This window comes from Kitasatospora sp. NPDC096128, assembly GCF_040303105.1.
Classification (GTDB): Bacteria; Actinomycetota; Actinomycetes; order Streptomycetales; family Streptomycetaceae; genus Kitasatospora.
Genome location: NZ_JBEOSP010000024.1, coordinates 24,153 through 49,665 on the forward strand (window position 1 = coordinate 24,153; position 25,513 = coordinate 49,665).

The window sequence follows — 25,513 nt, forward strand, 5'->3', positions numbered from 1 at the left end:
GATCGAAGCATCGAAAGCAAGCGGGATGCGGTTACCGGACGGCGGCCGACCCGAGGGGAGAAGAGGAACCGACATGGCTGAGCTCTGGAAGTCGCTGCCCTCCTGGGTGCGCAACATCGTCATCCCGGTGCTGGTCCTGGTGCTGGCCTGGAACATCATCGCCTTCGTGTTCGGCGTGGTCGGCGCCCTGCTGAGCATCGTCATCAAGCTGCTGGTGGTCGTCGGCATCGCCGCCGCCGTGGTGATCCTGGTCAAGAAGGCCGCCAAGGGCTGACCCCGCTCCGCGCGCCGCGCGGAGCACTCCCGGAGGCCCGGTACCCCGTCCGCGGGGGCCGGGCCTCGGCCTTTTCCCCGCCGGTTCCGTTCGGAGACCGTCTGGACCTGCGGCGATCGGCTCGCTACCGTGTTGGGCGTCATGTGCAGGCAACACCGCCTGCGACGCGGGAGCTCGGAGCACCGGGCTGAGAGGGCGCTGACCGGACCGTCGACGGACGGACCGACGGCTGCGTCGACCGCAGGAACCTGGACCGGGTAATGCCGGCGTAGGGAGTAGAGGTCAGATGACCACGTTCGACGCACAGCCGCAGTCTGCCCAGAGCGCCCCCAGCAGCGAGCGCACGGGCTACCCGACCCCGGCCTGGCGCAAGGCCTACCGCGACGGATCCCGCCCCGACCTGCGGGTCCCGTACCGCGAGGTGCAGCTCACCAACGGCCGGACCGTCCCGCTGTACGACACCTCCGGCCCGTACACCGACCCGGCGTACGAGCCCGACGTGCGGCGCGGCCTGCCCGCCCTGCGCGACTCCTGGATCCGCCAGCGCGGCGACGTCGAGGAGTACGACGGCCGCGAGGCGCGCCCCGAGGACGACGGGATCAAGCACACCTCCCCGCGCGGCGGCAACCTGCGCAACCTCGACGCCGTCTTCCCCGGCCGCCCGCGCCGCCCGCTGCGCGGCCGCGGTGGCGCCGCCGTCACCCAACTCGCTTACGCCAAGCGGGGCGTGGTGACGCCGGAGATGGAGTTCGTGGCGCTTCGCGAAGGACTGGAGCCGGAGTTCGTCCGGGACGAGGTGGCCCGCGGCCGCGCCGTCATCCCGGTCAACGTGAACCACCCCGAGGTGGAGCCGGCCGTCATCGGCACCAACTTCCTGGTGAAGATCAACGCCAACATCGGCAACTCCGCCGTCACCTCCTCGATCGAGGAGGAGGTGGAGAAGATGACCTGGGCCACCCGCTGGGGCGCCGACACCGTCATGGACCTCTCCACCGGCCGCAACATCCACACCACCCGCGAGTGGATCCTGCGCAACTCCCCCGTGCCGATCGGCACCGTGCCGCTCTACCAGGCCCTGGAGAAGGTCGACGGCAGGGCCGAGGAGCTGAGCTGGGAGGTCTACCGGGACACCATCATCGAGCAGTGCGAGCAGGGCGTCGACTACATGACCGTCCACGCCGGCGTGCTGCTGCGGTACGTCCCGCTCACCGCGCGCCGCAAGACCGGCATCGTCTCGCGCGGCGGCTCGATCATGGCCGCCTGGTGCCTGGCGCACCACCAGGAGAACTTCCTCTACACCAACTTCGAGGAACTCTGCGACATCCTCGCCTCCTACGACGTCACCTTCTCGCTGGGTGACGGCCTGCGCCCCGGCTCCATCGCCGACGCCAACGACGAGGCCCAGTTCGCCGAACTGCAGACCCTCGGCGAGCTCGGCCGGATCGCCCGCGAGCGCGACGTCCAGGTGATGATCGAGGGCCCGGGCCACGTCCCGATGAACAAGATCAAGGAGAACATGGATCTCCAGAAGGAGATCTGCGACGAGGCGCCGTTCTACACCCTCGGCCCCCTCACCACCGACGTCGCCCCCGGCTACGACCACATCACCTCGGGCATCGGCGCCGCGATGATCGCCTGGTGGGGCACTGCGATGCTCTGCTACGTCACGCCCAAGGAGCACCTGGGCCTGCCCAACCGGGACGACGTCAAGACCGGCGTGATCACCTACAAGATCGCCGCCCATGCCGCCGACCTCGCCAAGGGCCACCCCGGCGCCCAGGCCTGGGACGACGCCCTCTCCGACGCCCGCTTCGAGTTCCGCTGGGAGGACCAGTTCAACCTGGCCCTCGACCCGGAGACCGCCCGCGAGTTCCACGACGAGACCCTCCCCGCCGAACCCGCCAAGACGGCCCACTTCTGCTCGATGTGCGGCCCGAAGTTCTGCTCGATGAAGATCAGCCAGAAGATCCGCGACGAGCACGGTGACGGTTCCAGCGCCGTCAACACCGAGTTCGACGCCGAGGCGCTGGCCGGTATGCAGGCCAAGTCCGAGGAGTTCGCCGCCCAGGGCAACCGGGTCTACCTGCCGCTGGCCGACTGATCCACCACACCCGGGACGCCGCCCCGAGAGCTCTTGCGTCTCGGGGCGGCGCTTCGTTGTGCCTGCTCCGAATGAGCTCCACTATCTGCATTTTGCAGATAGTGGAGCTAGAATGCAGACATGACTGCCCTCACGATCCGGGACGTCCCGGACGACCAGATCCAGACCCTGAAGGTCCGCGCAGCTCAGGCAGGCAAGTCACTGCAGGCGTTCATGCAGGACTTGATCGCCAGGGAGGCGTCCAAGCCCACGATGGCGGAGATGATGGCGCGGCTCGACCGGGAGACCACCGCCGACGTCAGTGCGGCGGATGTCCTCGCTGCCATCGATGAGGGGCGAGCCGGACGTTGATCGTCATTGACTGCTCCGCGCTCGTCCTGGCTCTCACGGCTCAGGGTTCCGACGGAATGCTCGTCCGCGGTCGGGTGTCCGAGGCGGGGGACGTGTACGCGCCCATCCTCCTGGACTACGAGATCCAGTCGGCCCTCCTCGGCATGCATCGTGGCGGCAAGTTGACCGAGAAGGAGATGGAGAGGGCGGTCGCCGCGTACCGGGTGCTTCCCATCGCCAAGCGCGAGACCTTTCCCTTCTGGGACCGTGTGAAGAAGCTGAACGCCAACCTCAGCGCCTACGACTCCCAGTACGTCGCTCTGGCAGAAGCCCTGGGCGTACCACTGATCACCAGCGACGCGAGGATCAAGCGCAGTGGCGCGGCAAAGTGCGAGATCGAGGTCTTCTCCTCGATCCAGCGCTGACCGACGCGACTCTTCGTATCTTCGTAGTGGTGCCTTGATTGATCTTCTGCTCGATGAAGATCAACCAGAAGATCCGCGACGAGCACGGTGACGGCTCCACCGCCGTCTCCAGCGACTTCGACGCCGAGGCGCTGGCCGGCATGCAGGCCAAGTCCGAGGAGTTCGCGGCCCAGGGCAACCGGGTGTACCTGCCACTGGCCGACTGACGGGGCCGAGGCACCGGCCGGCATGCAGGGCCGAGGCGGGCCTCGACTCCAGCTCGACCGCCCGGTCGAGCACCTCGCCGCCCAGAGCTGAGGCCGCCGCCCTGCGGGTGCCGTCCCGGTCCTCCCCCGAGGGTCCGGGGCGGCACCCTGCTCTTTCAGCCGACGGTGTCGGCGGCGCCGGCCGCGTCGGCCGCGTCCTGGGGGTACCAGCGGAGTTCGACGGTGTTGCCGTCCGGGTCCTGGACGTAGAGGGAGGTGGCGGTGCCGCGGGCGCCGAAGCGGGGGCCCGGGCCGTCGAGGACGGTGAAGACGCCGGAGTCGACGACCTCCTGCCAGTCGAGGGGCTCGACGACGAGGCAGATGTGGTCGACGTTGGACTCGTGGCGGGGGCGGTGGAGGAGGTCGATGATCGTCGCGCCGTTGACCCGGACGGAGGGGAAGGAGACCTTGCCGGCCCGCCACTCGTCGACCCGGACGGGCTGGAGGCCGAGCAGGCCGGTGTAGAAGGCGAGCGACCGCTCGATGTCGGCGACGTTGAGGACCAGGTGGTCGAGGGCGACGACGCGCATGGTGATCGGCTCCTTGCTGGTGGTTCGCTTGGTGGCGGGTTCCACGATCCTCCGACCCGAGGTGATCATCAACGACGGATCGCCGTACGATCGTTGAGTCGGACTAAACGATGCGTGCTAACCGATGCGTGGTGCGAAGGGGTGGGGCGGCATGCTGGAGCGGCTGGAGATCGAGGTCTTCCTCGCCCTCGTGGAGGAACTGCACTTCGGCCGGACCGCCGAGCGGCTGGGCCTGACCACCGGCCGGGTCAGCCAGGTGGTGCAGAAGCTGGAACGCCGGGTCGGCGCACCGCTGTTCGAGCGGACCAGCCGATCCGTCCGGCTCACCCCGGTCGGGCGTCAGCTGGCCGGGGACCTCGCCCCGGTGGTGGCCGCGATGGAGGAGGCGCTGCGCCGGGCGGTGGACGCCGGCCGCGGGGTGACCGGTGAGCTGCGGGTCGCGTTCCTCGGCGAGTGGACGGCGCCGGTGCTGCTCAGGGCGGTCGCGCTGTTCGGCGAGCGGCACCCGGACTGCCGGGTGGACGTGCGGGAGGTGCAGCTCTCCAACTCCCGCTCCAGCCTGGAGGACGGCTCGATCGACATCCTGGTCGCCTCCTACCCCTTCGACGGCATGGCGATCGGCCCCGTCCTGCTCACCGAGCAGCGCGCCCTGGCGGTGCCGGCCGGGCACCCGCTGGCCGCCGAGGCCTCGGTGTCGCTCGAAGTGCTGGGGGACCACCCGGTGGTGCAGTACCCGGCGGTGACCTCGGTCGGGTTCAAGCGCGACCGCACCCCCGACCGCACCCCGTCCGGCCGTCCCGTCCCCAAGGGCCCGTCCGGCGGGACGTTCTCCGAGATGCTCAGCCTGGTCGCCATGGGCCGCGGTGTTCTCCCGGTCGGCCTGCACTGCCGCCAGTACTACCCGCGTCCCGACCTCGCCTACGTCCCGATCCACGACGCCCCGCCGATCGAACGCGGGCCGGTCTGGCTGCCGGGCAACAGCACCGAGCGGGTCCGCGAGTTCGTGCGGGCGGCGGCCGAGGTGGCCGCCGGCGCCGGGCGAACGGGCGGGTGAGGGCCAGGAGATCGCGCGGAGGCGGGCCGGGCACGGTTGGGTCGGCTGCTGGAGGTGGGCGGCGGTCGCGGGGTCCGCGGGGGGAGGACGAGGAACTGCCGGCTGTCGGCGGGGAGTTCGGTGAACCCGGCCCGGTGGGGCAGTGGTCGTGGGCAGTGGTCGTGGGCAGTGGTTCGGGAGGCCGGGTCAGCCGACCTCGTCCGGGCCGGTGAAGTCGGGCGGGGTGTATCCGGGGCCGGTGAAGTCGGGCGGGGTGAAGGCGGCGGGGCGGGGGCTGCGGCCGCTGGGGTCGGTGATGCCGTCGGGGCCGGGGCTGGTGAAGGCCGGCGGGCTGTAGCCGGGGCTGGTGAAGTCGGGGCCGGCGTAGTCCGGGCTGGTGAACCCGGGGGCCGGGCGACCGGCGACGGCGGGCAGCTGGCCGTGAAGGTACGGCAGCAGGCCGTGATCGCGCAGGGCGGCGCGCCACTGCGCGCGGGCGGCGGCGAGTTCGGCGGCCAGCTCGGGGTCGGTCCCGGCCGGGACGGCGGCGGCGCCGTCGCGTAAGGCGGTGAGCAGCAGGCCGATGACGCCGACGGCCATGGCGGCGACCCCGGCGGCCAGGGCCACCCAGCCGGCGGTGACCATCGAGCGGGCGAGGACGAGGCGGGAGCCGGCGGCGCGCATCAGGTAGCCGACGAGCAGCAGGACGAGTGCGGCGGCCCAGGCGAGGATCGGGGTGAGCACGGTGAGGACGGGGAACAGCCCGGCGCCGCCGTTGGCGGACCGCAGCTGGCTGAGCAGGCCGGGGGCGTACGGTTCGACGTCGGCCGGCGGCGGGGGCGTGGCGCGCAGGTTCTCGCGCAGCGCGGTGTAGTGGGCGTACTCGGCGGCGGCGGCCGTGTTGACGGTGTCGGCGTCGCGCAGGGCGAGGATGCGGAGCTGGTCGGTGCTGAGCGCGCCGGGGGCGCGCAGGGCGGTGAGGACGGTGCGATCGCGCAGGGCTTCGCCGAGGAGGCGCTCGTACTCCGGGCGGTCCTCGGCGAGCAGCGGCGGGGGGTTGGACATGGGGACCCCGTTCATGCGGACCCCGGCCCGGCGGCGAGGACGCGGGGCCGCATCGAGGACGCGGGACACCCTCAGGACGCCGGGGCGGGCGCGGAGGCGGGCCGCCGGACGGGCGGCCGGGTGTGGTGTGCCTCATGGTAGGGGCGGGTGTGCCCGTGCTGACAGTCGGTTTCCGGAATTTCGCGCCCTGGGCCGCGCGCGTGCGGGGGCGCGAGCGCCGGGAACAAATGTTCCAGTGGTGCCATCGAGTGACGTGATATCAGGGGCACCCGGCAAGGCTGAGACGATTGTCAGTACGTCAGTACGTCAGTACGTCAGTACGTCAGATCGGGCAGTCCGTCAGTCAGTCCGTCAGATCGGCAGTCGCGCGACCAGCAGCCGGCCCTCCATGGTGACCCCGCCGTCCATCGCCACGGCCAGGTCGTCCGCGTACACGTACGGCCCCGGGATGTGCGGCGGCTGCCCGTCGTCCGCGTGCACCGCGCCGGTGAGGTACGGGATCGGGCTGTGCCCGTGCACGATCCGGGCGCCGCCGAAGGTGTCGAGCAGCTCGTGGACGGCCGTCGGGCCGGCGTCGCCGCGGAAGGCGAAGCGCTTGGTGAAACGGCGGAAGCAGTCCCACCACTCGTCCACGCTGCCGTCGGCGAGCAGGCTGTGCACCGCGTCGTTGACGTCGGGGATGGACTCGCCGTACTCCAGGTACGCGGTGGTGTCGGAGTGCAGCAGCAGGTGCCCGTCCTCCAGCCCCATGGCGGGCAGCCGGGAGAGCCAGCTGATGTGGTGGGCCTCCAGCCGGTCCAGGTCGTTCTGCTGGCCGCCGTTGAGCCGCCAGGCGGCGAGGAAGGAGGCGGTGCCGGCGGTGGACTGGACGGGCTCGTCGCCGTACTTGGCGGCGCCGAGGAAGAGCAGTTCGTGATTGCCCATCAGGGCGCGGCAGTAGCCGCCGGCCGCGGCCGCCTCGGCGGCGAGCTGCATGACCAGGTCGATCACGCCGATGCCGTCCGGGCCGCGGTCGGTGAAGTCGCCGAGGAACCAGATCCGGGCGCGGCCGGCCGACCAGTGGCCGCCGTCGTCGATCAGGCCCTGGTGGTGGAGTTCCGCGCGCAGCTCCTCGAGGTAGCCGTGCACGTCGCCGACGACGTAGACCGGGCCGGGGGGCTCGCCGGGGCCGGGGGCCGGGTACGGGTAGGTCGGCGCGGAGGGGTCGGGCAGCGGCGGGCCGAGCTCGATGGTCGGCGGGTCGTCGCGGTCGGTGAGCTGGTCGCCGCGCTGGTCGCCGAGGTCGCCGAGCTGGAGGGCCGGGGAGGGCTGGTCGGGCAGGGTGGGCTCGTAGCCGGGGTGGTCCTGGGGCTCGTAGCCGCCGTGCTCCTGGGGGTCGTAGCCGCCCTCGTAGCCGACCTGGCCGTGGCCCTGGGGGTGCCCCTGGTCCTGGCCGGGCCCCTGGGCGTGGACGGTGTGGCCGTGGCCCTGGCCGTCGGGCCAGTGCTGTTCCAGGTAGCGGGCGCCGCCGTAGCCGCTGTAGGTCTCCGCTTCGTACGGGGTGCCCTGGTAGCCCGGGGCGGGCTCGGGTTCGTAGTAGGTGCCGTACGGCAGCACGTCGAGGTCCGGCTGGTGGCGGGGGCCTGAGTGGGGGTGCTCAGGTCCGGGGAAGCGGTCCTCGGGTGTCATTCGCCCATCATAGGAAGACCACTCTCCCGCCGTCGTCACCTGGTGGGTATCCAATCCTCCGGAGCGTCAGCCGGGCGGTCCCGCTGGGTCCGTTTTGCCCCGGCTCGGTAGGGTCTCGTGGGTTTTTCGTGGACGTACCGGCGGTTGTTCGTCGCCCTCCCGCCCGCTGCGCTACACCTCGCCCGGGGCACGCGGCGGGCTGATGGTGGTGCGCGGACTGCGACGCTGCGAGGAGGCGCGGACGATCAGTTCGGTCGGCATCAGGGTGCCCGGGGGCGGGCCGTTGCCGGCGGTGCGGAAGCGCGGCGGGAAGAGCCGGGCGATGTCCACGCCCGTCCCGGAGTCGACCCCCTCGATGGCGTCGATGAGGAGGTTGACCACGGTCGTGCCGATCTTGCGCGGTTTGAGCGAGAGGGTGGTGATCGGCGGCTCGGTGGTCGCGTAGACGTCGCTCTCGCTGCAGCAGACCAGCAGCAGGTCGTCCGGCACCCGCAGGCCGTACCGGCGGGCGGCGGCCAGCAGGTCGGTGCCGTTGGGGTCGAACAGGCCGTACACCGCGTCCGGGCGGTCCGGGCGGGCGAGCAGCCGGTCGGCGGCGACGGCGCCGGAGGCCGGGTCGTGCGCGGGGTAGGCCTCGTACACCGGCTCCTGGCCGACCTTGGTGCACCAGGCGAGGTAGGCCTCGGTGGAGAGCCGGGTGTAGGTGTCGGTGCTGGTGCCGGTGAGCAGGCCGATCCGGCGGGCGCCGGCCTCGGAGAGGTGGTCGAGGATGCCGAGCACCGCGGCCTCGTGGTCGTTGTCGACCCAGGCGGTGACCGGGCAGTTGCCCGGCTTGCCGTCGCTGACCACCGGCACGCCGGACCGGTACAGCTCGCTGACCAGCGGGTCCTGGTCGGGCGGGTCGATCACCACGGTGCCGTCCAGGGCGATGTTGCCCCAGACGTCGTGGCGGGAGGAGGCGGGCAGCACCACCAGCGCGTAGCCGCGGCCGAGGGCGGCGCTGGTGGCGGCCCGGGCCATCTCGGCGAAGTAGGCGAACTCGGTGAAGGTGAAGGGTTCTTCGCCGTACGTCGTGACGGTCAGCCCGATCAGGCCGGACCGTCCGGTGCGCAGGGTGCGGGCTGCCGCCGAGGGGCGGTAGCCGAGGCGCTCGGCGACCTCGCGCACCCGGCTGCGGGTCTCGTCGGGCAGGCGGCCCTTACCGTTCAGCGCATCGGAGACGGTGGTGATCGACACTCCGGCGGCTGCTGCCACATCCCGGATGCCGGCCCGCTCCAGACGCCGTGAGGTGGTAGGACGCCGACCGCTCTGGTTGGCTGCTGCTGTCATGGCGGACCGATCGTATGGCTCCTGACAAGGGTCTGTGACCGGCGCATCGGGAGCCTTCGGAGATACGTTTCTCCAAGAGTGAGCCGGGGTGCGCCCCTTCGATACCCTCCCGAAACCAGCCGACTTACCTCTGACATGTGCCAAAGGAACCGGGCAGAATGGCTGATCTGCGCCTGTCACCCGTCCGGGCATCTCACTCCTACGGGTGAGGGCGGTCGGTATCGTGCAAGGCACCCGACCGGGGTGGTCCGGGCGCGTTCCGAGAATCCCCGGGGCGGAGCCAGGTCCCGCGGTACGGCGGCGATCCCGACCGTACGAGGGCGGGCGGACCGGCAGAGAAGACGAAGGAGTACGACCGTGAGCAGTGGTACCTCAGCCCAGGGCCCGCGCCTGCGCCCGAGCCTGGACGGCATCCCCACCTACAAGCCCGGCAAGCCGGCCGGTGCCGACGCCTACAAGCTGTCCTCGAACGAGAACCCGAACGACCCGCTGCCCGGCGTCCTGGAGGCGGCGGTCGCGGCGGCCGGCTCGTTCAACCGCTACCCGGACATGGGCGTCAGCGAGCTGACCGCCGTCCTGGCCGAACGCTTCGGCGTGCCCGCCGAGCACATCGCCCTCGGCACCGGCTCGGTCGGCGTCGCCCAGTCACTGCTGCTCGCCACCGCCGGCCCGGGCGACGAGGTGATCTTCGCCTGGCGCTCCTTCGAGGCCTACCCGATCATCACCCAGGTCGCCGGTGCCACGCCCGTCCCGGTCCCGCTCAAGGCGAACGGCGACCACGACCTGGACGCGATGCTCGCCGCCGTCACCCCGGCCACCCGGCTGATCTTCGTCTGCAACCCCAACAACCCCACCGGCAACGTGATCCACCGCGCCGAGCTGGAGCGCTTCCTGGACGCCGTCCCCGGCGACGTCCTGATCGTCGTCGACGAGGCGTACATCGAGTTCATCCGCGACGCCGAGGTGCCCAACGGCATCGACCTCTACCGCGACCGCCCCAACGTCTGCGTGCTGCGCACCTTCTCCAAGGCCTACGGCCTGGCCGGTCTGCGGGTCGGCTTCGCGATCGCCCACGAGCCGGTCGCCAACGCGCTGCGCAAGACCGCCGTCCCGTTCGGCGTCAGCCAGCTCGCCCAGGACGCCGCCGTCGCCTCGCTGCGCGCCGAGGAGGCGCTGCTGGAGCGGGTCGAGGCGCTGGTCGGGGAGCGCGCCCGGGTCGTCGCCGGGCTGCGCGCCCAGGGCTGGGACATCCCGGACTCGCAGGCCAACTTCGTCTGGCTCGGGCTCGGCGAGCGCTCGCAGGACTTCGCCGCGGCCTGCGCGGCGGCCGGGGTGATGGTCCGGCCGTTCCCGGAGGGCGTGCGGATCTCGATCGGCGAGGCCGAGGGCAACTCGATCTTCCTGGCGGTGGCGGAGGCCTTCCGCAAGGAGATCGACGGCTGAGGTCCGGGCGAGGCTCTTCGGTTCGTAGGGGTGCGCTCCGGTCCTTGGGTTCGAGGAGTCGGGGTGCGCCCCTGCGGCGTCTCCGGGGACCGGCCGTCTTCCGGCCCGGCTGTGTGGGGGCCGGCTGAGGGCCGTCCGAGGGCCGTCTGAGGGCCGTCTGAGGAAGCCCTCCCGGATGGCCGGGGATCGCTGGGAGGACGCTGGGAGTTCGGCCAACGACCGCCCACGGCCCGGCCAAGCCGCCCGCACGGGCTGGTTGGTATGAGCGTGATGTCCGGATCCGGCCGGTCAGTCTTCTCCCAGCCGGTGCCCAGGGCAGCGCAAGAGCGCCCGGCGAAGCTGTGCGCCATGAAGGTGCTCCCACGGCGGCGAGGTGCCGTCCTCGTCAACTCCGCGCTCGGCGTGGCCCTGCTGGGCGGTGCGGCCCTGGTGTACACCACGGTCGACGGCAGCGGCGGCACGGCCGCGGCCAAGCCGGTCGCCCGGACCGCGACCGTCACCAAGGGGACGATCCTGGCCACCGTGTCCGGAACCGGCACGCTGGCCTCCCCGACCGACGCGGCCCAGGACTTCACCACCGGGGGCCGGCTCACCGCGGTCAAGGTCGCGGTCGGCGACGCCGTCAAGAAGGGCCAGGTGCTGGCGACGGTCGACACCACGGCGGCCCAGCAGCAGGTGGACGCCGCCCAGTCGGCCCTCACCACGGCGAACGCCAACCTCACCAAGGCGCAGGCCGGAGTCACCACCACGACCACCGAACCGCTGCCCGGGGCCACACCCCCGGCGAGCGGCGGCAGCGGTTCCGGTGGGGGTCGCGGGGCGGGCGGGAGCAGTACGCCCGCCCCGCAGACCACCACCATCACCACCACCAAGGTCGACGACGCGGCCGTGGCCCAGGCCCAGCAGCAGGTCACCGCCGCGCAGACCAGCCTCACCAACGCCCAGGCGGCGCTGGCCGGGACGACGCTCACCGCCTCGGTGGACGGGACGGTCGCCTCGGTCTCGGCGAAGGTCGGGGACACCGTCGGGGCCACTGCCTCCGGGTCGTCGTCCTCCTCCGCCAAGTCCACTGGCAGCAGCGCCGGTTCGGGCACTCCGAGCGGCTTCATCGTGCTGACCAACCCGACCGGGATGCAGGTCACCGCCAACTTCTCCGAGCTGGACTCGCTCAAGCTCAAGAAGGGCGAGGCGGCCACCGTCACGCTGAACGCCCAGTCCGACACCAAGCTCAACGCGACCGTCCTGTCGGTCAGTTCACTGCCGTCGAGCAGCGGGAGCGGTGCGGCCGGCTCCTCCGCCGTCCAGTACGCGGCCACCTTGCAGCTCAACGGGGACACCAGCACCCTGCGCACGGGCCTCAGCGCGACCGTCCAGGTGATCACCGGCGAGGCGGACAACGCGCTCTCGCTGCCGACCTCGGCGCTCTCCGGCACCGGGGCCTCGCGCACCGCCACAGTGGTGCACACCGACGGCAGCACCGATCGGGTCGACGTCGGCGTGGGCGTCGAGGGCGACAGCACGGTGCAGGTGGTCTCCGGGCTCCAGGCGGGCGACAAGGTCCAACTCCCCACCACCAGCGGCACCAACGGCTTCCCGAACGGCTCCTTCCCGGGCCTGGGCGGCGGGGGCGGCCGGGGCGGCAACGGCGGTGCCGTCGGCATCCCGGGCGGTGTCGGCGGCGGTGCCGGTGCCGGCGGTGCGGGTGCCGGCGGCCGGGGCGGTAAGGGCTGAGCATGCAGCACGTCATCGACAAGCGCGTCCCCGCGCACCCCGTGCCGGTGATCCGGATCAGCCGGCTCACCAAGTCGTACGGGCACGGCGACGCCACCGTGCACGCCCTGCGCGGCCCCTCCCGGCCCGGGACGGACGAGCCGGCCGGCGTCGACCTGGACATCGCGCAGGGCGACTACGTTGCGGTGATGGGCAGTTCGGGCTCCGGGAAGTCCACCCTGATGAACATCCTCGGCTGCCTCGACACCCCCACCTCCGGCCGCTACCTGCTGGACGGCACCGACGTCGGCCACCTCGACGAGCAGCAGCTCGCGCTGGTCCGCAACCGCAGGATCGGCTTCGTCTTCCAGTCCTTCAACCTGGTGCCGCGCACCACCGCCCTCGCCCAGGTCGAGCTGCCGCTCGCCTACGCGGGCGTCCGCGCCGCCGAACGCCGGCGGCGGGCGATGGCCGCGCTGTCGCTCGTCGGCCTCGGCGAGCGGGCCGGGCACAAGCCCAACCAGCTCTCCGGCGGCCAGCAGCAGCGCGTCGCGGTGGCGCGGGCACTGGTCACCGCGCCCGCGATGCTGCTGGCCGACGAGCCGACCGGCAACCTGGACAGCCGCTCCACGGAGGAGGTGCTGGGCCTGATCGACGGGCTCAACGCCACCGGCCGCACGGTCGTGCTGATCACCCACGAGGACGAGGTCGCCCGGCACGCCAAGCGGGTGCTGCGCCTGGTCGACGGGCAGATCGTCAGCGACGTCCGGCAGGCGCCGGTCGACGGGCCTCCGCCCGCCCTGCACCGGGCGGGGGTGTCGGCGTGATCCTCTGGCAGACGCTCCGCTTCGCGGTCGGCGGCCTGGCCGCCAACAAGGTGCGCTCCGCGCTCACCATGCTGGGGGTGCTGATCGGTGTCGCCTCGGTGATCCTGCTGCTCGCGGTGGGCAACGGTTCCTCCCGGGCGGTCAAGGACTCGATCACCTCGCTCGGCACCAACTCGCTGACGGTCAGTGCCGGTTCGGCGGCCGGCGGCTCGCGGGCCACCGCCTCGGTGAAGAAGCTGACGGTCGCCGACGCCAAGGCGCTGGCGAGCGAAGCCGATTCGTCGGCGGTCAAGTCCGTCGCGCCGGTGGTCACGACGAGTGCGACGGCGCTGTACGGGAACGTCTCGTACAGCCCCGGGTCGGTGGTGGGCACGTACCCCGCGTACTTCGAGACCGCCAACCAGAAGGTCGGGCACGGGGATTACTTCACCAACGACGATGTGCTCGGGTCGCGGAAGGTCGCGGTGCTCGGTGCCACGACGGCCAAGCAGCTGTTCGACACCGAGGACCCGGTCGGGAAGAAGATCGTGCTCGGCGGGACGCCGTTCACGGTGGTGGGCGTGCTGGCCGCCAAGGGCGGCAGCGGGTTCACCGACCCGGACGACGTGGTGATCGCACCGTTGCCGACCGTGCAGAACGCGTTCACCGGGTTCGGGGCGGTCAACCAGATCCTGGTGCAGGCTTCGTCCGCCGATACGACGACGGCGGCGCAGAGCGAGATCACCCGGGTGCTGCTCGGGACGCACGCGATCGTCGACCCGACGAAGGCGGACTTCCGGATCACCAACCAGGCTTCGCTGCTCACCGCTCGGGAGAGCACGACGAAGACCTTCACCGTGCTGCTCGGCGCGGTGGCGGCGATCTCGCTGCTGGTCGGCGGGATCGGGATCACCAACATCATGCTGGTGACGGTGACCGAGCGGACCCGGGAGATCGGCATCCGCAAGGCGCTCGGCGCACCCCGGGCCGTGATCCTCGGGCAGTTCCTCACCGAGTCGACGCTGCTGTCGGTGATCGGCGCCGGGTTGGGCGTGGCAGCGGGGATCGTCGGCTCGCACTTCAGCATCGTCGGCATCAAGCCGGTGGTCATCCCCGAGTCCGTGCTGGGCGCCTTCGGCATCGCCGTCGCCATCGGGCTGTTCTTCGGCAGCTACCCCGCCAACCGGGCCGCCTCGCTGCGGCCGATCGACGCCCTCCGGCACGAGTAGGAGCACTTCTTCGATGGAGCACGACGAACAGGTCGCCCTGCTGGCCACCCCGCCGGACGCGCGGGACGTGAGCGCGGAGCTGGCGGCGCCGCCGCGGCGGAAGCTGCCGTGGCTGTCGCTGGTCCTCGCGGGCGGCGTGATCGCCACGGGGGCTTTTGCGGGTGGGGTCTGGTACCAGCAGGGGCAGGATGGGACCTCCTCCGGTGCCAAGCCCGCTGCCCGGGCTGCGGCTGCGGCTACGGGCGGGTACGGGCAGGGCGCCGGCGGCCGGCGGGCTGGGCAGGGCCAGGGTGGCGGCGGAGGCCAGGGCGGCTTCACGCGGGGCACGGTGAAGGCCGTCGACGGCTCGACGGTGTACCTGACCGACGCCGGCGGCACCACGATCAAGGTGACGACGGGGGACTCGACCAAGGTCCAGCTCAACAAGGAGGGCAAGGTCGCCGACCTCCAGCCCGGCCAGAGCGTGACCGTCGTCGGCACGCCCGACTCCAGCGGCGGGTACAACGCCACCCAGCTCGTCGAGGGGGCCGCCACGGGCGGCTTCGGTGGTGGCGGTGGCGGGGGCTTCGGCGGTGGTGCCCCAAGGAACCCGTCCGGCGGCTGACCCGGAGCCGACGGACGCCGCTTCGCCCCGCCGGACTCGTCCAGCGGGGCGAAGCGCTGCCGGGGAACGCGAGCTCATCTGCCGAGGTTCTCGTCGGCGGACTTCCCGTTCACCGTGCCTCCGGAACGCATCGACGTACTTCGCACGCCGGGTGGGTCCAGCCCCACCCGGGCTGTGGGGGCAGACCCGTGTCGGCTTGACCGCCGTCTCCGTAGATTCGTACTCACCACGACACGGAGGACGGAACAATGGCGATCACGGCGACGGCGAACCTCGGCAACTCCCGTACGGACGAGACCTTTTCGACTGCGAAGAAGTGCATCACGCTGTTCGGCGCGATCGGCGCGATCACCCTGGCGACCGTCGCGGTGATGGCGTTCAGCGGGCACGCGACCACCCCGTTCATGTGGATCCGCGGGGCCATCCTCCCGGCCCTGGCCCCGGTGCTCCTGCGCATCACCGACCGCGCGGCCGGCGGTGAGTACAAGGCCTTCGACCGCATCCGGGCCGTCTCCACCGTGATGCCGATCGCCGTTCTCGGCGTCGACCTCATCCCCGGTGTCTGCCCGGCCTGGTACGCCGTCCTCCAGGGGCTCTCCGCCCTGGCCGTCCTCCCCATCGCCTTCCTCACCCGCACCAAGGCCATGGCCACTGCCTTCCCCAAGCAGTAGGCCCACGTCCCGCCCGGGGACCCGGCCTCCTACACTCCCCGGCATGACTGCCATGGAGCCAGTGATCCGCCCGGCGGCGGCGGCCGACCTCGACGCGGTGGCCGCGATCTACGAGCACTACGTACGCCGCACCGTGGCCACCTTCGACGAGACCCCGCCGCCCCTCGCCACCTGGCAGCAGCGGCTGGACGACCTCACCGCCCAGGGGCTGCCCTTCCTGGTCGCCGAGGTGGACGGCGAAGTCGCCGGCTACGCGTACGCGGCTCCCTGGCGCCCCAAGCCCGCCTACCGGCACAGCGCCGAGGACTCCATCTACCTCGCGCCCGGCCACACCGGTCGAGGCCTCGGCGCCGCCCTGCTGGAAGCCCTGCTGGAGGCCTGCGCCACGACCCACGTGCGCCGGATCATCGCCGTCATCGCCGACACCGGCTCCGACGCCTCGGCCGCCCTCCACCGCCGCTTCGGCTTCACCGAGGCCGGCCGGCTCACCGCCGTCGGCCACAAGCACGGCCGCTGGATCGACACCGTCCTGATGCAACGCCCCGTCGGCTGACCTGCACCCGGGGCATCGGAACTCCGCTCAGGACCCGCCGGTGACGGACTCACGCACGGCCTGCTCCCAGAGGTCCAGCCCGGCCCGGAGGAGTTCGCGCACGGCCGCGGTCTCCTCGTCCGTCCAGACCTCCCCGCCGAAGATCTTCTCGTAGGCGCTGTCAATGGCCCGACACTCGAACGTATCGGCTACTGGGGAAGGTTCTTCATTCCAGGTCAGGAATACGCACGGTGCGGCGTGGACAGGGGTCGGCCCGCTGTCCTAGCGTCGTCGGCAGCAGATGGGGAAGTGCCCGACCTGAGAGGGGGGCGCATGGCCGAGCAGCCGCAACTGACCAGGCTCACAGGCAAGTTCAACGGTCCGACCTGTGATGACGACGACTGCCCCAATGTGTACGCCACCGACCGTGAGACCTTCGTGATCCAGGGCGACCACTTCGCGGGGCTGAAGGTGCCGACCGGGGAGTCTGCCGTCGAGATCCCGCGGCATGTCCTGGAGGAGGCCGTTCGTGCTCTTGGATGGTGAGCAGTGGCGGGCGCACTTCGACGGGTACCGGCGTGAAGCCTTTCGCCTTGAAGTGCAGCCCGCCTACGCGATGCCGAAGGAGTTCGAGGGCCTCTCGCGGTTCCTGCGCGGGGAACCGAAGCCGGCCGATCACAACGCGGCGTGGCACCAGCGGGTGCGCGGCTTCGTCTCCGCGGGGCGTGCGATCGGGCGAGTGCGGGTGGTCCGTCGGCCCCTGACGGACTATCAGCGGTACCAGTTCGCCTGGGGAATCCCCGGGAACATCGAGGCGGGAGAGGACATTCGAATCCTGGACGCGACGGATCAGGACTTCGGTCTTCCGAACCAGGACTGGTGGCTGTTCGACGGCTCCTCGGCGGTCCGCCTCAATTTCCGTCCGGACGGCACCCAGATCAATCGGGAGCTGGTCATTGGTGACCTGCGCCAGTATCAGAATTGGAAGGAAATCGCCCTGGAGCATTCCGTCCCGTTCGTGGAGTACCTGAAAGAGCATGGGTGACGCTCGACCCCGACCAGCTCGGCAGATCGAAGTCGGAGCTGGCTGAAGCGTTGAGGAGGCTCCGCCTGGAAGCCGGTCTCACAGGAGACCGGCTTTCGGCGCGCTGTGGTATCTCCCAGAGCAAGATCAGCAAGATCGAGACCGGAAGAGTGACTCCGACCCTGGTTGACGTGGAGCTCATCCTCAGGGCGCTCGGAGTGTCCGCCACGCTCCTCCAGGAGGTTTCCGCGCTGGCGCGGATCGCGAACACCGAATGGCAGGACAAGCGTGCTTCATGGCGGCGGGGGGTCGAGAAGCGTCAGGCCGAGCTGTCGTCGCTGGAGGCGGACGCGACGGAACTGCGGTACTTCCTGCCGGCGATGATCACCGGCCTGCTGGCGACGCCCGAGTACATCCGGGCGAGCCTGAGCCATTCTCCCGGCGACAAGACGGCTGTCACCAGCCGGAAGCTGGAGCGCCAGGCGGTGCTCTACGACGAATCGAAGTCGTTCACGTTCCTGCTCACGGAGCAGGCGGTGAACTGGGCCCTGATTCCACCCCCGGCAATGGCGGTTCAAATAGACTTCCTGGCATCCCTCTCCCATCTTCCGGCTGTTCGGATCGGTGTGATCCCGTATGGAACACTTCTCACCCGTGGCCCGATGAACACGTTCACGATGTATGACGACCGCCTCGTCACCATGGAGTCGTTCACCGGGCGCATGGTGTTCAGGGACTCTCGGGACGTCCTGCACTATCGTGAGATCTTCGCAATGTTCGAAGATCGTGCGCTGTTCGGTGATGACGCCCGTGTCCGGCTGCGTGAGTGGGCGGGGCGCCATCGAGGAAAACCCCGAGATCTTTAATCGATTTCGGGAATATCATGGTGCGGTTTCCCGGAATTCTCGTAATGTGCTCCTCGCTGGTCGGAGAGTCCATCCGCAGGAGGGAACGCACATGGGAAAGCACGGCGGAGGATCGGGCGGGGACGGCCCCGGCAAGGCCGGTGGGGGCAGCGGCGGTGGCCACTCGGGGAAGCCGGACACCGCGCCGCACGACGGCCGGCGGGATGCGCCGCCCACCAACTTGCCCAAGCCGTCGAAGCCGTAGGGGAAGCCATGACGTGGGACAGGCTGGCCGACGTGCTCCGGGAGTCCGGGGCGCTGTCGGCCGATTGGGAGAAGACGTTCCGCAGCACTCCGCGTGAGTTGTTCACCCCGGACCGGATTCGGTACCGGGGCGAGTGGATCGACCGCGCCGAACACGCGGATCGCTGGGCCGAGTTGGTGGCATCGGACGTGGCTCTGGTGACGCAGGTCTACGACGGGACCGACATCCCGTCCTCGTCCAGCTCCATGCCCACCGTGGTCGCACAGATGCTCCGGCACCTGGACGTGGCCGAGGGCATGCGGGTCCTGGAATTGGGCACCGGTACCGGCTGGACGGCGGGGCTGCTGTCCGGCCGGATCGGTGCGGAGAACGTGATCAGCATCGAGCTGGACCCGGATCTTGCGAGTCTGGCCCGGAATCGGCTGCACGCCGCCGACTTGCGGCCCACGGTCCTCGCCGGTGACGGCACGCTCGGCCACTCCGAGGGCGCCCCGTTCGACCGGGTGCACTTCACGGCGGCCGTCCAGCGGCTTCCGTCGGCGATCATCGAACAGACGGCCCCCGGCGGCGTCATCCTGGTGCCCTACGGCACACCGTTCTGCAACGGTGCGCTGCTGCGTCTCACAGTGGCCGAGGACGGGCAGTCGGCGAGCGGTCCGTTCGTCGAGGACGTGTCGTTCATGTGGGTGCGCGACCAGCGCCCCGACAGTGGTGAGTTCGACATCGAGGACATCCGGCGCAGTGCGTCCGGGATCGACCCGGCGGACGTGGCCGAGCAGACCCATGCCGCGTTCGCCATCGGGCTGCGGATTCCTGGCCTGTTCCGTAGGGACGTGTGGACCGGCTACGACCGGTTCGGCACCGGCCGCGCCGAGATCTGGGACGGGGAGTCGTACGCCCACTGCCGCTTCGCCGACTGGGACGGGCCGCACGCCGTGTCGCAGTCCGGCCCGCGCGGACTGTGGGACGAGGTGACGGCGGCGCACGGCTGGTGGGTCCACAGCGGCAGGCCCGACCTCACCCGGCTCGGCATGACCGTGACCGTGGCCGGTGAACACCGTCCATGGCTGGACGAGCCCGGGAACATCCTGCCCTGACCCCGATCGGACGGGCCAACTGCGTTCGGATGCAAGGGTTTACGGGCCGACCGCGCGCGCTGCGCGGCCGGCCCTGGCGCACCTGGCCGGCGGTCGAGGACACCCCGGCCGAGGGCGGGATCTGGGACCTCCCGTACGAGGAGCGGGCGCGGATCCAGTGCCCGCCCGGCCTCATGATCGGCGACATGGGCGGCGTCTACCTGTTCGAGTGTCCCGACTGCCCGGGCCGGCCCTTCGCCTACCGTTCCGACTGCTCCTGACGGACGGTACGGACGACCCCCACTCCCCCGGGGAGGGGAGGGGGTCGGGCCGACGGGACGATTCGGTGGCCGCCCCCGCGCGGCGACCGTGGAGGCATGAAGCGAACCCTTGGCCCCGCCGCCTACGCCGCCGCCACCTGGTCGGCCGCGTTCTCCCTCGTCCACCTGTACTGGTTGATCGGTGGCCGGATCGGGCTGCCGGACGGGCTGTCCGTCACCGGGAACACCCCGCTGCTGGTGATCGACGTCCTCGCCATCCCGGGTTGTGCCGTCGCCGCCGTGCTCGCCCTGGCGATCGTCCGGCCGTGGGGCGTCCGGCTGCAGGCACGGCTGCTCGGCATCGCGCTCTGGGGCATCACCGCTGTCCTGCTGGTCCACTCGCTGCCGTCCGTCCCGGACTGGCTGGCGCTCGCCGCCGGCTCCCGGACGACGGCCGACTTCGACGCGATGGGGCGCTTCGCGACGTTTCTCTACGAGCCGTTCTTCCTGGTCGGCGGGCTGCTGTTCGGCCTCGCCGCCCTCGGTCGCCGCTGGGGGCGTCGACGCTGACGGACGTCCGGCACTACGCCGGGTGCTCCAGGCCGATGGCGCAGGACGTCGGCGAGTCCCCGGTCCAGCCGGCCGACATCGACCTGGACGCCCTCGCCGCCGAGGTGGTGGCGATCCGCGACGCCGTCCGGGTCCGCTGATCAGCCGCGGGCGCTACGGGACGTCGATGCCCGCGGCGGGCGGCTTCTGCCGGATCGGCGCGCTCAGCCCGGTCCGGCCGGGGCGTTCGAGGTCAATCCCGGTTCCGCGGTCGGCTTTCACACCGTCCGCGGGGCGGTGGCGAGTTCGCGGACGGTGGCGGCGACGGCCCGGTGGTCCTTGCGCAGGATCTTGGAGTGGTTGCTGGGCACCTTGGCGGCGATCCGGATGTGCGGGTGGTCGGCGGCGACGTCGGTGATGACGGCGCGCAGTCCCTCGATGGTCTTCTCGTCGGCGCCCAGGTTGCCGCCGGTGGCCAGGACGTAGCGGGTGGGGACGGTGAGCCGGTCGAGGACGGGGAGGAAGGCGGCGGGGGCGGACAGGTCGATGAGTTCGAGGTTGATCTCGGCGTGCTGTACGGCGCTCATCCGGGCGGCCAGGCCCAGGCGGCGGCAGACCGGGAACAGCGGGCTGAGGCGGGCGAAGAGGCCGCGGACCTTGGCCTTGGCGGCGTCGTCGAGCGGCTCGACCGGCATCGCGCCGTCCACGGAGACCGCGCCCAGGACGCGCTCGGGGTGCCGCTCGGCGTAGTGCACGGCGATCATCGCGCCGTAGGACCAGCCGACCAGGATCGCCCGCTGGACGCCGCGGGCGTCCAGGACGGCGTCCAGGTCGCGCAGGGTGGCCTCGAAGGAGTAGTCGGAGGCGGTGGCGGACTTGCCGCGGGCGCGCTCGTCGTAGCGGATGTGGCGGTAGCCGTCGCCGAGGTCGGCGACCACCCGGCGCCAGTGCGACTGGTCGGCGTAGGAGCCGTTGAGGTAGACCACGGCGGTGCCGGTGCCGCCGGTGTCGCTGACGGCCAGGGCGGTGTCGTCGACCCGCACGGTGCCGCTCCAGGCGGGGACGTCGAAGGCGGCGGCGCCGGCGGGGGTCTCGGTGATGGTGGGCGTCCGCATGGTTTCTTCTCCTTCTCCGGCGGCGGGCCCTTTTTGGCCCGCTGCTTTCTGATGAAGGAAAAGCTACGTTGCGTTCATCAAGATGGCAACGCACAGATTGCGCCGTGGCCGCATCTTTGCAGGTGGTGGGCCAGAAATCATTGCAACGGATCTGCCGGGAATGCAACGGCCCCACCGTCCTTCGTTGCAATGGATTGAGGATGAACGCTATGTTGTGCGGAGAGACCACGGATCACCGAGGAGGCCGCGATGCCGGGAGGCAGACTCACCCAGCAGGAACGCCAGCAGATCGCGCTGGGGCTGGCCGACGGCCTCGCGTACGCGGAGATCGCCAGGCGCCTCGACCGGCCGACCTCGACCGTCACCCGCGAGGTGATGCGCAACGGCGGCCCCGCCACCTACCGCGCCGATCTCGCCCACCGCGCCACCGGGCACCGGGCCCAGCGCCGGCGGCAGTCCGCGCCCCAGGAGCCGAACACCGCCCCGCAGCCGCACGGGCGCGACGCCGAGGCGGTGCGCGCCTACGAAGAGGTGTTCACCGGCGTCATCATGCAGTCGGGCATGCCCAGGATGACCTCCCGGGTGCTCGCCTGCCTCTACATCACCGACGCGGGCAGCCTCACCGCCGCCGAGCTGGTCGAGCGCCTCCAGGTCAGCCCGGCGACCATCTCCAAGTCGATCGCGTTCCTGGAGAGCCAGGGCATGGTGTCCCGGGAGCGCGACGAGCGGCGCCGCGAGCGCTACTTCGTGGACGACGACATCTGGTACCGCGCGATGATGGTCAGCGCCCAGACCACCGCCCAGCTGGTCGACACCACCCGCCAGGGCGTCGGCGTCCTCGGCGCGGGCACCCCGGCCGGCAACCGGCTGGAGAACATCGCCCGCTTCCTCGACTTCGTCTCCGAGTCGATCGCCCGGGCCGCCGAGCAGGGCCGCGAGGTCCTCCACAGCAGGCCCGAAGACGCCGAGCCCGAAGGCACGGAGCCGGACGGTTCCGAGGGACCGGCTGACGCGGACGGCTGACGCGGATGGCTGGCACGAAGGGGCGACGCCAACGGACCACGCCACGGGTGACGCGGACCACATCCGCACCCTGTCACGCCCGGCCCGGCTGCCCGGTCATAGAGGGCAACACCGGCAGGACGTACCAGCGCACCCGAGGGAGCACACCGTGGAAGCCCGACTGAACCCCTTCGCCAGCCCGGTCATGGGCAAGGTCTTCAAGCACCTCATCGCCGCGCACCAGCCGATCGCGGACTCGGCACTGCCGTACGCCACCCAGGAGTTGGTGCGGCTGCGGGCCAGTCAGATCAACGGCTGCGGGTTCTGCGCCGACATGCACTTCAAGGACGCCGTGCACGCGGGGGAGGGGGCGACCCGGCTGAACCTGGTGGCGGTCTGGCGGGAGGCCACCGTCTTCACCGACGCCGAGCGGGCCGCCCTGGAGCTGGCCGAGCAGGGCAGCCGGCTGGCCGACGGGGGCGGGGTGACGGACGAGGCGTGGGCGAACGCGGCGAAGCACTACGACGAGGAGCAGCTCGCGGCGCTGGTCTGCGTGATCGCGCTGATCAACGCGTTCAACCGCGGCAACGTCATGATCCGCCAGCCCGCGGGCGACTACCGGCCGGGGCAGTTCGCCCAGCACTGAGCGGGGACCGCGCGGGCGGCCGGACGGAGCCTCCGTCCGGCCGCCCGCCGCCGTCTGCGGCCGCGCAGGAGAGGGGAGCCGGTACGCACACCACCGAGCCCCACCCCTGGGGGCTTGGCGCCCAAAAACCGACCGTTAAGGTGTTAATCCAACATTCATCCATGCCGCATAGCCTCCGGGGGCTAGCCTCATGCTGAACGTCATCGTCCGACCGGGAGGCGAAACCCCCGTGCAAGGCACTGTCACCACACCGGGCGGCCCCGCCGTGGCCGGGGGCCAGGGCGAGGCCTTCCTCCTCGTCGTGGACGACGAGCCGAACATCCGCGAACTGCTCGCCGCCTCGCTGCGCTTCTCCGGATTCCGGGTCGCCTCCGCCGCGAGCGGGACCGAGGCGCTGGAGCTGATCGCCGTCGAGCGGCCGGACCTGGTGGTCCTCGACGTGATGCTGCCCGACCTCGACGGCTTCACCGTCGTCGAGAAACTGCGCGAGCGCACCAACCGGGGCCGGATAGCCGGGCCCGCGCACGGGCACCCGGGCGACCACCTGCCGGTGCTGTTCCTCACCGCCAAGGACGGCGTCGGCGACAAGGTGCAGGGCCTGGCCGCCGGCGCGGACGACTACGTCACCAAGCCGTTCAGCCTGGAGGAGCTGATCGCCCGGATCCGGGCGATCCTGCGCCGGGCCGGCGGCCCCGCCGAGGACGGCCGCCTGCTGGTGGCCGACCTCAGCCTCGACCCGGTCGCCCACGAGGTGACCAGGGCCGGCACCCCGGTCGCGCTCTCCCCGACCGAGTTCAAGCTGCTGCACTACCTGATGGCCAACGTCGGCCGGGTGGTGTCCAAGGCGCAGATCCTCGACCACGTCTGGGCCTACGACTTCGGCGGCGACCTCTCCATCGTCGAGTCGTACATCTCCTACCTGCGCCGCAAGCTCGACTCCGGCCCCGCGCACGGTCCCAAGCTGATCCACACCGTGCGCGGCATCGGCTACGCGCTGCGCCGTCCCCCGCAGGGCTGACCGGCCCGCCCGTGCTGACCCGCTTCACCTCCCGGCTGTCGCTGCGCGCCCGGCTCCTGGTCCTCGCCCTCGCGCTGGTGACCACCGGGCTGGTGGTCAGCGACACCTTCGTGCTGGGCACCGTACGGGCCCAGCTGGTGGAGCAGCTGGATGAGCAACTCCAGCGCTACGGCGTGCCGTTGTCGCGCAAGGCGCCGATGCAGCTGGCCACCCCGGGGGGCGGGAAGCCGGTCGTCACCGGGCGCCGGATCAGCCTGCCCAGCCAGTACCTGGTGCAGTGGCTGTCCTCGGACGGCAAGGTCCAGACGTCCCTGCGCCAGCCCCTCTCGGACAGCGACCCGGCACCGCAGCTGGCCGGACTGGACCCGACTCGGACCGCCCCGGACACCCCCTTCGACCTGCCCGACCAGCGCGGCCACCACAGTTGGCGGGTTCTGGTGCTGCCGCTCCAGGCGCCGCGCGCGCCCGTCCCCGGGATCGGCGCGTACGCCTCGCCGGCCGCCACCCCGACCTACGTCATGGTCGCCGTCTCCCGGGAGGACGTCGACGCCACCACCGGCCGGCTGAGCACCTCCTTCCTGGCCATCGGCGGGGGCGTCCTGCTGCTGATCGCCGCGCTCGGCTTCTTCGCCGTCCGGGCCGGACTGCGGCCGCTGCGGCGGATCGAGGAGGGCGCCGCCCGGATCGCCGCCGGCGAACTCTCGCACCGGATGCCGGAACTGTCCCCCGGCACCGAGGTCGGACGGCTGTCGATCGCGCTCAACGGCATGCTCACCCAGATCGAGGCGGCCTTCGCGGCCCGCGCCGAGTCCGAGGCCCGGATGCGGAGCTTCGTCGCCGACGCCTCGCACGAACTTCGCACCCCGCTGGCCGGCATCCGGGGCTTCGCCGAGCTGTACCGGATGGGCGCGCTGCCCACCGAGGCGGACGTCACCCGGACCATGAGCCGGATCGAGAGCGAGGCCGTCCGGATGGGCACCCTGGTCGAGGACCTGCTGGTGCTCGCCCGGCTCGACGAGGAACGCCCGCTCGACCTGGCCCCGATGGACCTGCGCACCCTCGCCGCCGACGCCCTGCACGACCTCACCGCGCTCGACCCCAGCCGCCCGGTCGCGCTCACCGGCCCGGCCGGCACCGGCGCACCCGGCGCGGCGCCCGTCCTCGGCGACGAGGCGCGGCTGCGGCAGGTGGTCACCAACCTGGTCGGCAACGCCGTCAAGCACACCCCGGCCGGCACCCCGGTGCGGATCGGGGTCGGCGGCGGGCCCGACGGGGTCTGCCTGCTGGAGGTCGCCGACGCCGGGCCCGGCCTCACCGAGGAGCAGGCCCAGCGGGTCTTCGACCGCTTCTACCGGGTCGACGCCTCCCGCAGCCGGGACAACGGCGGCGGCGGCGGACTCGGCCTCGCCATCGCCACCGCCCTCACCCGCGCCCACGGCGGCACCCTCACCCTGGACACCTCGCCGGGCGCCGGTGCCACGTTCCGGGTCGAGCTGCCCACGAACGGCGACCGGGTCTCCTGAGTCCTTGGCGACTCGTCAGCTCGGCTGCCGAGCTCGCCGAGACCCGGCGTTTCCGGGCGCCAAACGCCCCGATCGGGTGAACCTGCCGCCGTTCACTCGGTCGGCCCCTCGGTCGCGTGCGACCGTGCAGCCGTTGCTTGTGCGAGCTCGCACGGGCTGACCACACTGGACGGGAAAGAGGTGTCTCGTGAGCGC

28 protein-coding genes are annotated in these 25,513 nt (G+C 71.6%); 23 read left to right on the forward strand and 5 right to left on the reverse strand.

The window, feature by feature from the left end; translation table 11 throughout:
- The first annotated feature begins 73 nt into the window (after nt 1-73).
- The 5 genes from ABTY61_RS25240 (at nt 74) to ABTY61_RS25260 (ending at nt 3,336) form a co-directional block, all read left to right on the forward strand.
- On the forward strand, nt 74-274 hold the full coding sequence (locus ABTY61_RS25240; RefSeq protein ID WP_350507333.1) for a DUF5326 family protein: 201 nt from the start codon (nt 74-76) through the stop codon (nt 272-274).
- A gap of 286 nt (nt 275-560) precedes the next feature.
- The gene (thiC, locus tag ABTY61_RS25245) at nt 561-2,375 is read left to right on the forward strand and encodes a phosphomethylpyrimidine synthase ThiC (RefSeq protein WP_350507334.1); all 1,815 of its coding nucleotides are present in this window, start codon (nt 561-563) and stop codon (nt 2,373-2,375) included.
- 120 nt (nt 2,376-2,495) lie between these two features.
- Entirely contained in the window at nt 2,496-2,726 is a 231-nt protein-coding gene (locus tag ABTY61_RS25250; RefSeq protein WP_350507335.1) for a FitA-like ribbon-helix-helix domain-containing protein, read from the forward strand.
- Nucleotides 2,723-3,130, forward strand: a complete 408-nt coding sequence (locus tag ABTY61_RS25255) for a type II toxin-antitoxin system VapC family toxin (RefSeq protein ID WP_350507336.1) — start codon at nt 2,723-2,725, stop codon at nt 3,128-3,130. The genes ABTY61_RS25250 and ABTY61_RS25255 overlap by 4 nt, the downstream gene beginning before the upstream one ends.
- Before the next feature lie 53 nt (nt 3,131-3,183).
- Nucleotides 3,184-3,336, forward strand: coding sequence for a thiamine biosynthesis protein ThiC (locus ABTY61_RS25260; RefSeq protein ID WP_350507337.1), 153 nt, complete (start codon nt 3,184-3,186; stop codon nt 3,334-3,336).
- Between the two features lie 155 nt (nt 3,337-3,491).
- On the opposite strand, the gene ABTY61_RS25265 is transcribed toward ABTY61_RS25260, so the two are convergent.
- Nucleotides 3,492-3,905: a VOC family protein gene (locus tag ABTY61_RS25265; protein WP_350507434.1), complete on the reverse strand. Its 414-nt coding sequence runs from the start codon at nt 3,903-3,905 to the stop codon at nt 3,492-3,494.
- A 124-nt stretch (nt 3,906-4,029) separates the two neighbouring features.
- Here ABTY61_RS25265 and ABTY61_RS25270 point away from each other — a divergent pair, with 124 nt between their 5' ends.
- Nucleotides 4,030-4,959 (forward strand): LysR family transcriptional regulator, encoded by a 930-nt coding sequence (locus ABTY61_RS25270; protein WP_350507338.1) that lies wholly within the window; start codon nt 4,030-4,032, stop codon nt 4,957-4,959.
- Between the two features lie 186 nt (nt 4,960-5,145).
- On the opposite strand, the gene ABTY61_RS25275 is transcribed toward ABTY61_RS25270, so the two are convergent.
- The 3 genes from ABTY61_RS25275 to ABTY61_RS25285 form a co-directional block, all read right to left on the reverse strand.
- Nucleotides 5,146-6,003: a hypothetical protein gene (locus ABTY61_RS25275; protein ID WP_350507339.1), complete on the reverse strand. Its 858-nt coding sequence runs from the start codon at nt 6,001-6,003 to the stop codon at nt 5,146-5,148.
- A gap of 351 nt (nt 6,004-6,354) precedes the next feature.
- Nucleotides 6,355-7,671, reverse strand: coding sequence for a metallophosphoesterase (locus ABTY61_RS25280; RefSeq protein ID WP_350507340.1), 1,317 nt, complete (start codon nt 7,669-7,671; stop codon nt 6,355-6,357).
- Between the two features lie 171 nt (nt 7,672-7,842).
- Nucleotides 7,843-9,000 carry a LacI family DNA-binding transcriptional regulator gene (locus tag ABTY61_RS25285; RefSeq protein ID WP_350507341.1) on the reverse strand — a complete coding sequence of 386 codons (1,158 nt, stop codon included), beginning with the start codon at nt 8,998-9,000 and terminating at the stop codon, nt 7,843-7,845.
- A 357-nt stretch (nt 9,001-9,357) separates the two neighbouring features.
- On the opposite strand from ABTY61_RS25285, the gene hisC reads away from it, so the two are divergent.
- The 13 genes from hisC to ABTY61_RS25350 all read left to right on the forward strand — a co-directional run bounded on the left by hisC (nt 9,358) and on the right by ABTY61_RS25350 (nt 20,035).
- Nucleotides 9,358-10,443, forward strand: coding sequence for a histidinol-phosphate transaminase (gene hisC / locus ABTY61_RS25290; protein WP_350507342.1), 1,086 nt, complete (start codon nt 9,358-9,360; stop codon nt 10,441-10,443).
- A 348-nt stretch (nt 10,444-10,791) separates the two neighbouring features.
- Nucleotides 10,792-12,174 (forward strand): efflux RND transporter periplasmic adaptor subunit, encoded by a 1,383-nt coding sequence (locus ABTY61_RS25295; RefSeq protein ID WP_350507343.1) that lies wholly within the window; start codon nt 10,792-10,794, stop codon nt 12,172-12,174.
- A 2-nt stretch (nt 12,175-12,176) separates the two neighbouring features.
- Complete coding sequence (locus tag ABTY61_RS25300; protein ID WP_350507344.1) at nt 12,177-12,980, forward strand: ABC transporter ATP-binding protein; 804 nt, start codon at nt 12,177-12,179, stop codon at nt 12,978-12,980.
- On the forward strand, nt 12,977-14,188 hold the full coding sequence (locus tag ABTY61_RS25305; RefSeq protein ID WP_350507345.1) for an ABC transporter permease: 1,212 nt from the start codon (nt 12,977-12,979) through the stop codon (nt 14,186-14,188). Before ABTY61_RS25300 ends, ABTY61_RS25305 begins: the two co-directional genes overlap by 4 nt.
- Before the next feature lie 13 nt (nt 14,189-14,201).
- Nucleotides 14,202-14,792, forward strand: coding sequence for a hypothetical protein (locus ABTY61_RS25310; protein WP_350507346.1), 591 nt, complete (start codon nt 14,202-14,204; stop codon nt 14,790-14,792).
- A gap of 248 nt (nt 14,793-15,040) precedes the next feature.
- Nucleotides 15,041-15,463 carry a hypothetical protein gene (locus ABTY61_RS25315; RefSeq protein ID WP_350507347.1) on the forward strand — a complete coding sequence of 141 codons (423 nt, stop codon included), beginning with the start codon at nt 15,041-15,043 and terminating at the stop codon, nt 15,461-15,463.
- Nucleotides 15,464-15,506: 43 nt separating this feature from the next.
- Nucleotides 15,507-16,016, forward strand: a complete 510-nt coding sequence (locus tag ABTY61_RS25320; RefSeq protein WP_350507348.1) for a GNAT family N-acetyltransferase — start codon at nt 15,507-15,509, stop codon at nt 16,014-16,016.
- A 312-nt stretch (nt 16,017-16,328) separates the two neighbouring features.
- On the forward strand, nt 16,329-16,541 hold the full coding sequence (locus ABTY61_RS25325) for a hypothetical protein (RefSeq protein WP_350507349.1): 213 nt from the start codon (nt 16,329-16,331) through the stop codon (nt 16,539-16,541).
- Complete coding sequence (locus ABTY61_RS25330) at nt 16,525-17,040, forward strand: DUF6879 family protein (protein WP_350507350.1); 516 nt, start codon at nt 16,525-16,527, stop codon at nt 17,038-17,040. Before ABTY61_RS25325 ends, ABTY61_RS25330 begins: the two co-directional genes overlap by 17 nt.
- Complete coding sequence (locus tag ABTY61_RS25335; RefSeq protein WP_350507351.1) at nt 17,037-17,885, forward strand: helix-turn-helix domain-containing protein; 849 nt, start codon at nt 17,037-17,039, stop codon at nt 17,883-17,885. The genes ABTY61_RS25330 and ABTY61_RS25335 overlap by 4 nt, the downstream gene beginning before the upstream one ends.
- A gap of 252 nt (nt 17,886-18,137) precedes the next feature.
- On the forward strand, nt 18,138-19,226 hold the full coding sequence (locus tag ABTY61_RS25340; RefSeq protein WP_350507352.1) for a protein-L-isoaspartate O-methyltransferase family protein: 1,089 nt from the start codon (nt 18,138-18,140) through the stop codon (nt 19,224-19,226).
- A 29-nt stretch (nt 19,227-19,255) separates the two neighbouring features.
- Nucleotides 19,256-19,486 (forward strand): hypothetical protein, encoded by a 231-nt coding sequence (locus ABTY61_RS25345; RefSeq protein ID WP_350507353.1) that lies wholly within the window; start codon nt 19,256-19,258, stop codon nt 19,484-19,486.
- Nucleotides 19,487-19,582: 96 nt separating this feature from the next.
- The gene (locus ABTY61_RS25350; RefSeq protein ID WP_350507354.1) at nt 19,583-20,035 is read left to right on the forward strand and encodes a DUF3995 domain-containing protein; all 453 of its coding nucleotides are present in this window, start codon (nt 19,583-19,585) and stop codon (nt 20,033-20,035) included.
- Nucleotides 20,036-20,292: 257 nt separating this feature from the next.
- On the opposite strand, the gene ABTY61_RS25355 is transcribed toward ABTY61_RS25350, so the two are convergent.
- Nucleotides 20,293-21,129, reverse strand: a complete 837-nt coding sequence (locus ABTY61_RS25355) for an alpha/beta fold hydrolase (RefSeq protein WP_350507355.1) — start codon at nt 21,127-21,129, stop codon at nt 20,293-20,295.
- Nucleotides 21,130-21,378: 249 nt separating this feature from the next.
- Here ABTY61_RS25355 and ABTY61_RS25360 point away from each other — a divergent pair, with 249 nt between their 5' ends.
- The 4 genes from ABTY61_RS25360 to ABTY61_RS25375 all read left to right on the forward strand — a co-directional run bounded on the left by ABTY61_RS25360 (nt 21,379) and on the right by ABTY61_RS25375 (nt 25,318).
- Nucleotides 21,379-22,152 (forward strand): GbsR/MarR family transcriptional regulator, encoded by a 774-nt coding sequence (locus ABTY61_RS25360; protein WP_350507356.1) that lies wholly within the window; start codon nt 21,379-21,381, stop codon nt 22,150-22,152.
- A gap of 148 nt (nt 22,153-22,300) precedes the next feature.
- Nucleotides 22,301-22,777: a carboxymuconolactone decarboxylase family protein gene (locus ABTY61_RS25365; RefSeq protein ID WP_350507357.1), complete on the forward strand. Its 477-nt coding sequence runs from the start codon at nt 22,301-22,303 to the stop codon at nt 22,775-22,777.
- Between the two features lie 229 nt (nt 22,778-23,006).
- The gene (locus ABTY61_RS25370; RefSeq protein ID WP_502895433.1) at nt 23,007-23,795 is read left to right on the forward strand and encodes a response regulator transcription factor; all 789 of its coding nucleotides are present in this window, start codon (nt 23,007-23,009) and stop codon (nt 23,793-23,795) included.
- 11 nt (nt 23,796-23,806) lie between these two features.
- Nucleotides 23,807-25,318: a sensor histidine kinase gene (locus ABTY61_RS25375; RefSeq protein ID WP_350507358.1), complete on the forward strand. Its 1,512-nt coding sequence runs from the start codon at nt 23,807-23,809 to the stop codon at nt 25,316-25,318.
- Nucleotides 25,319-25,513 lie beyond the last annotated feature (195 nt).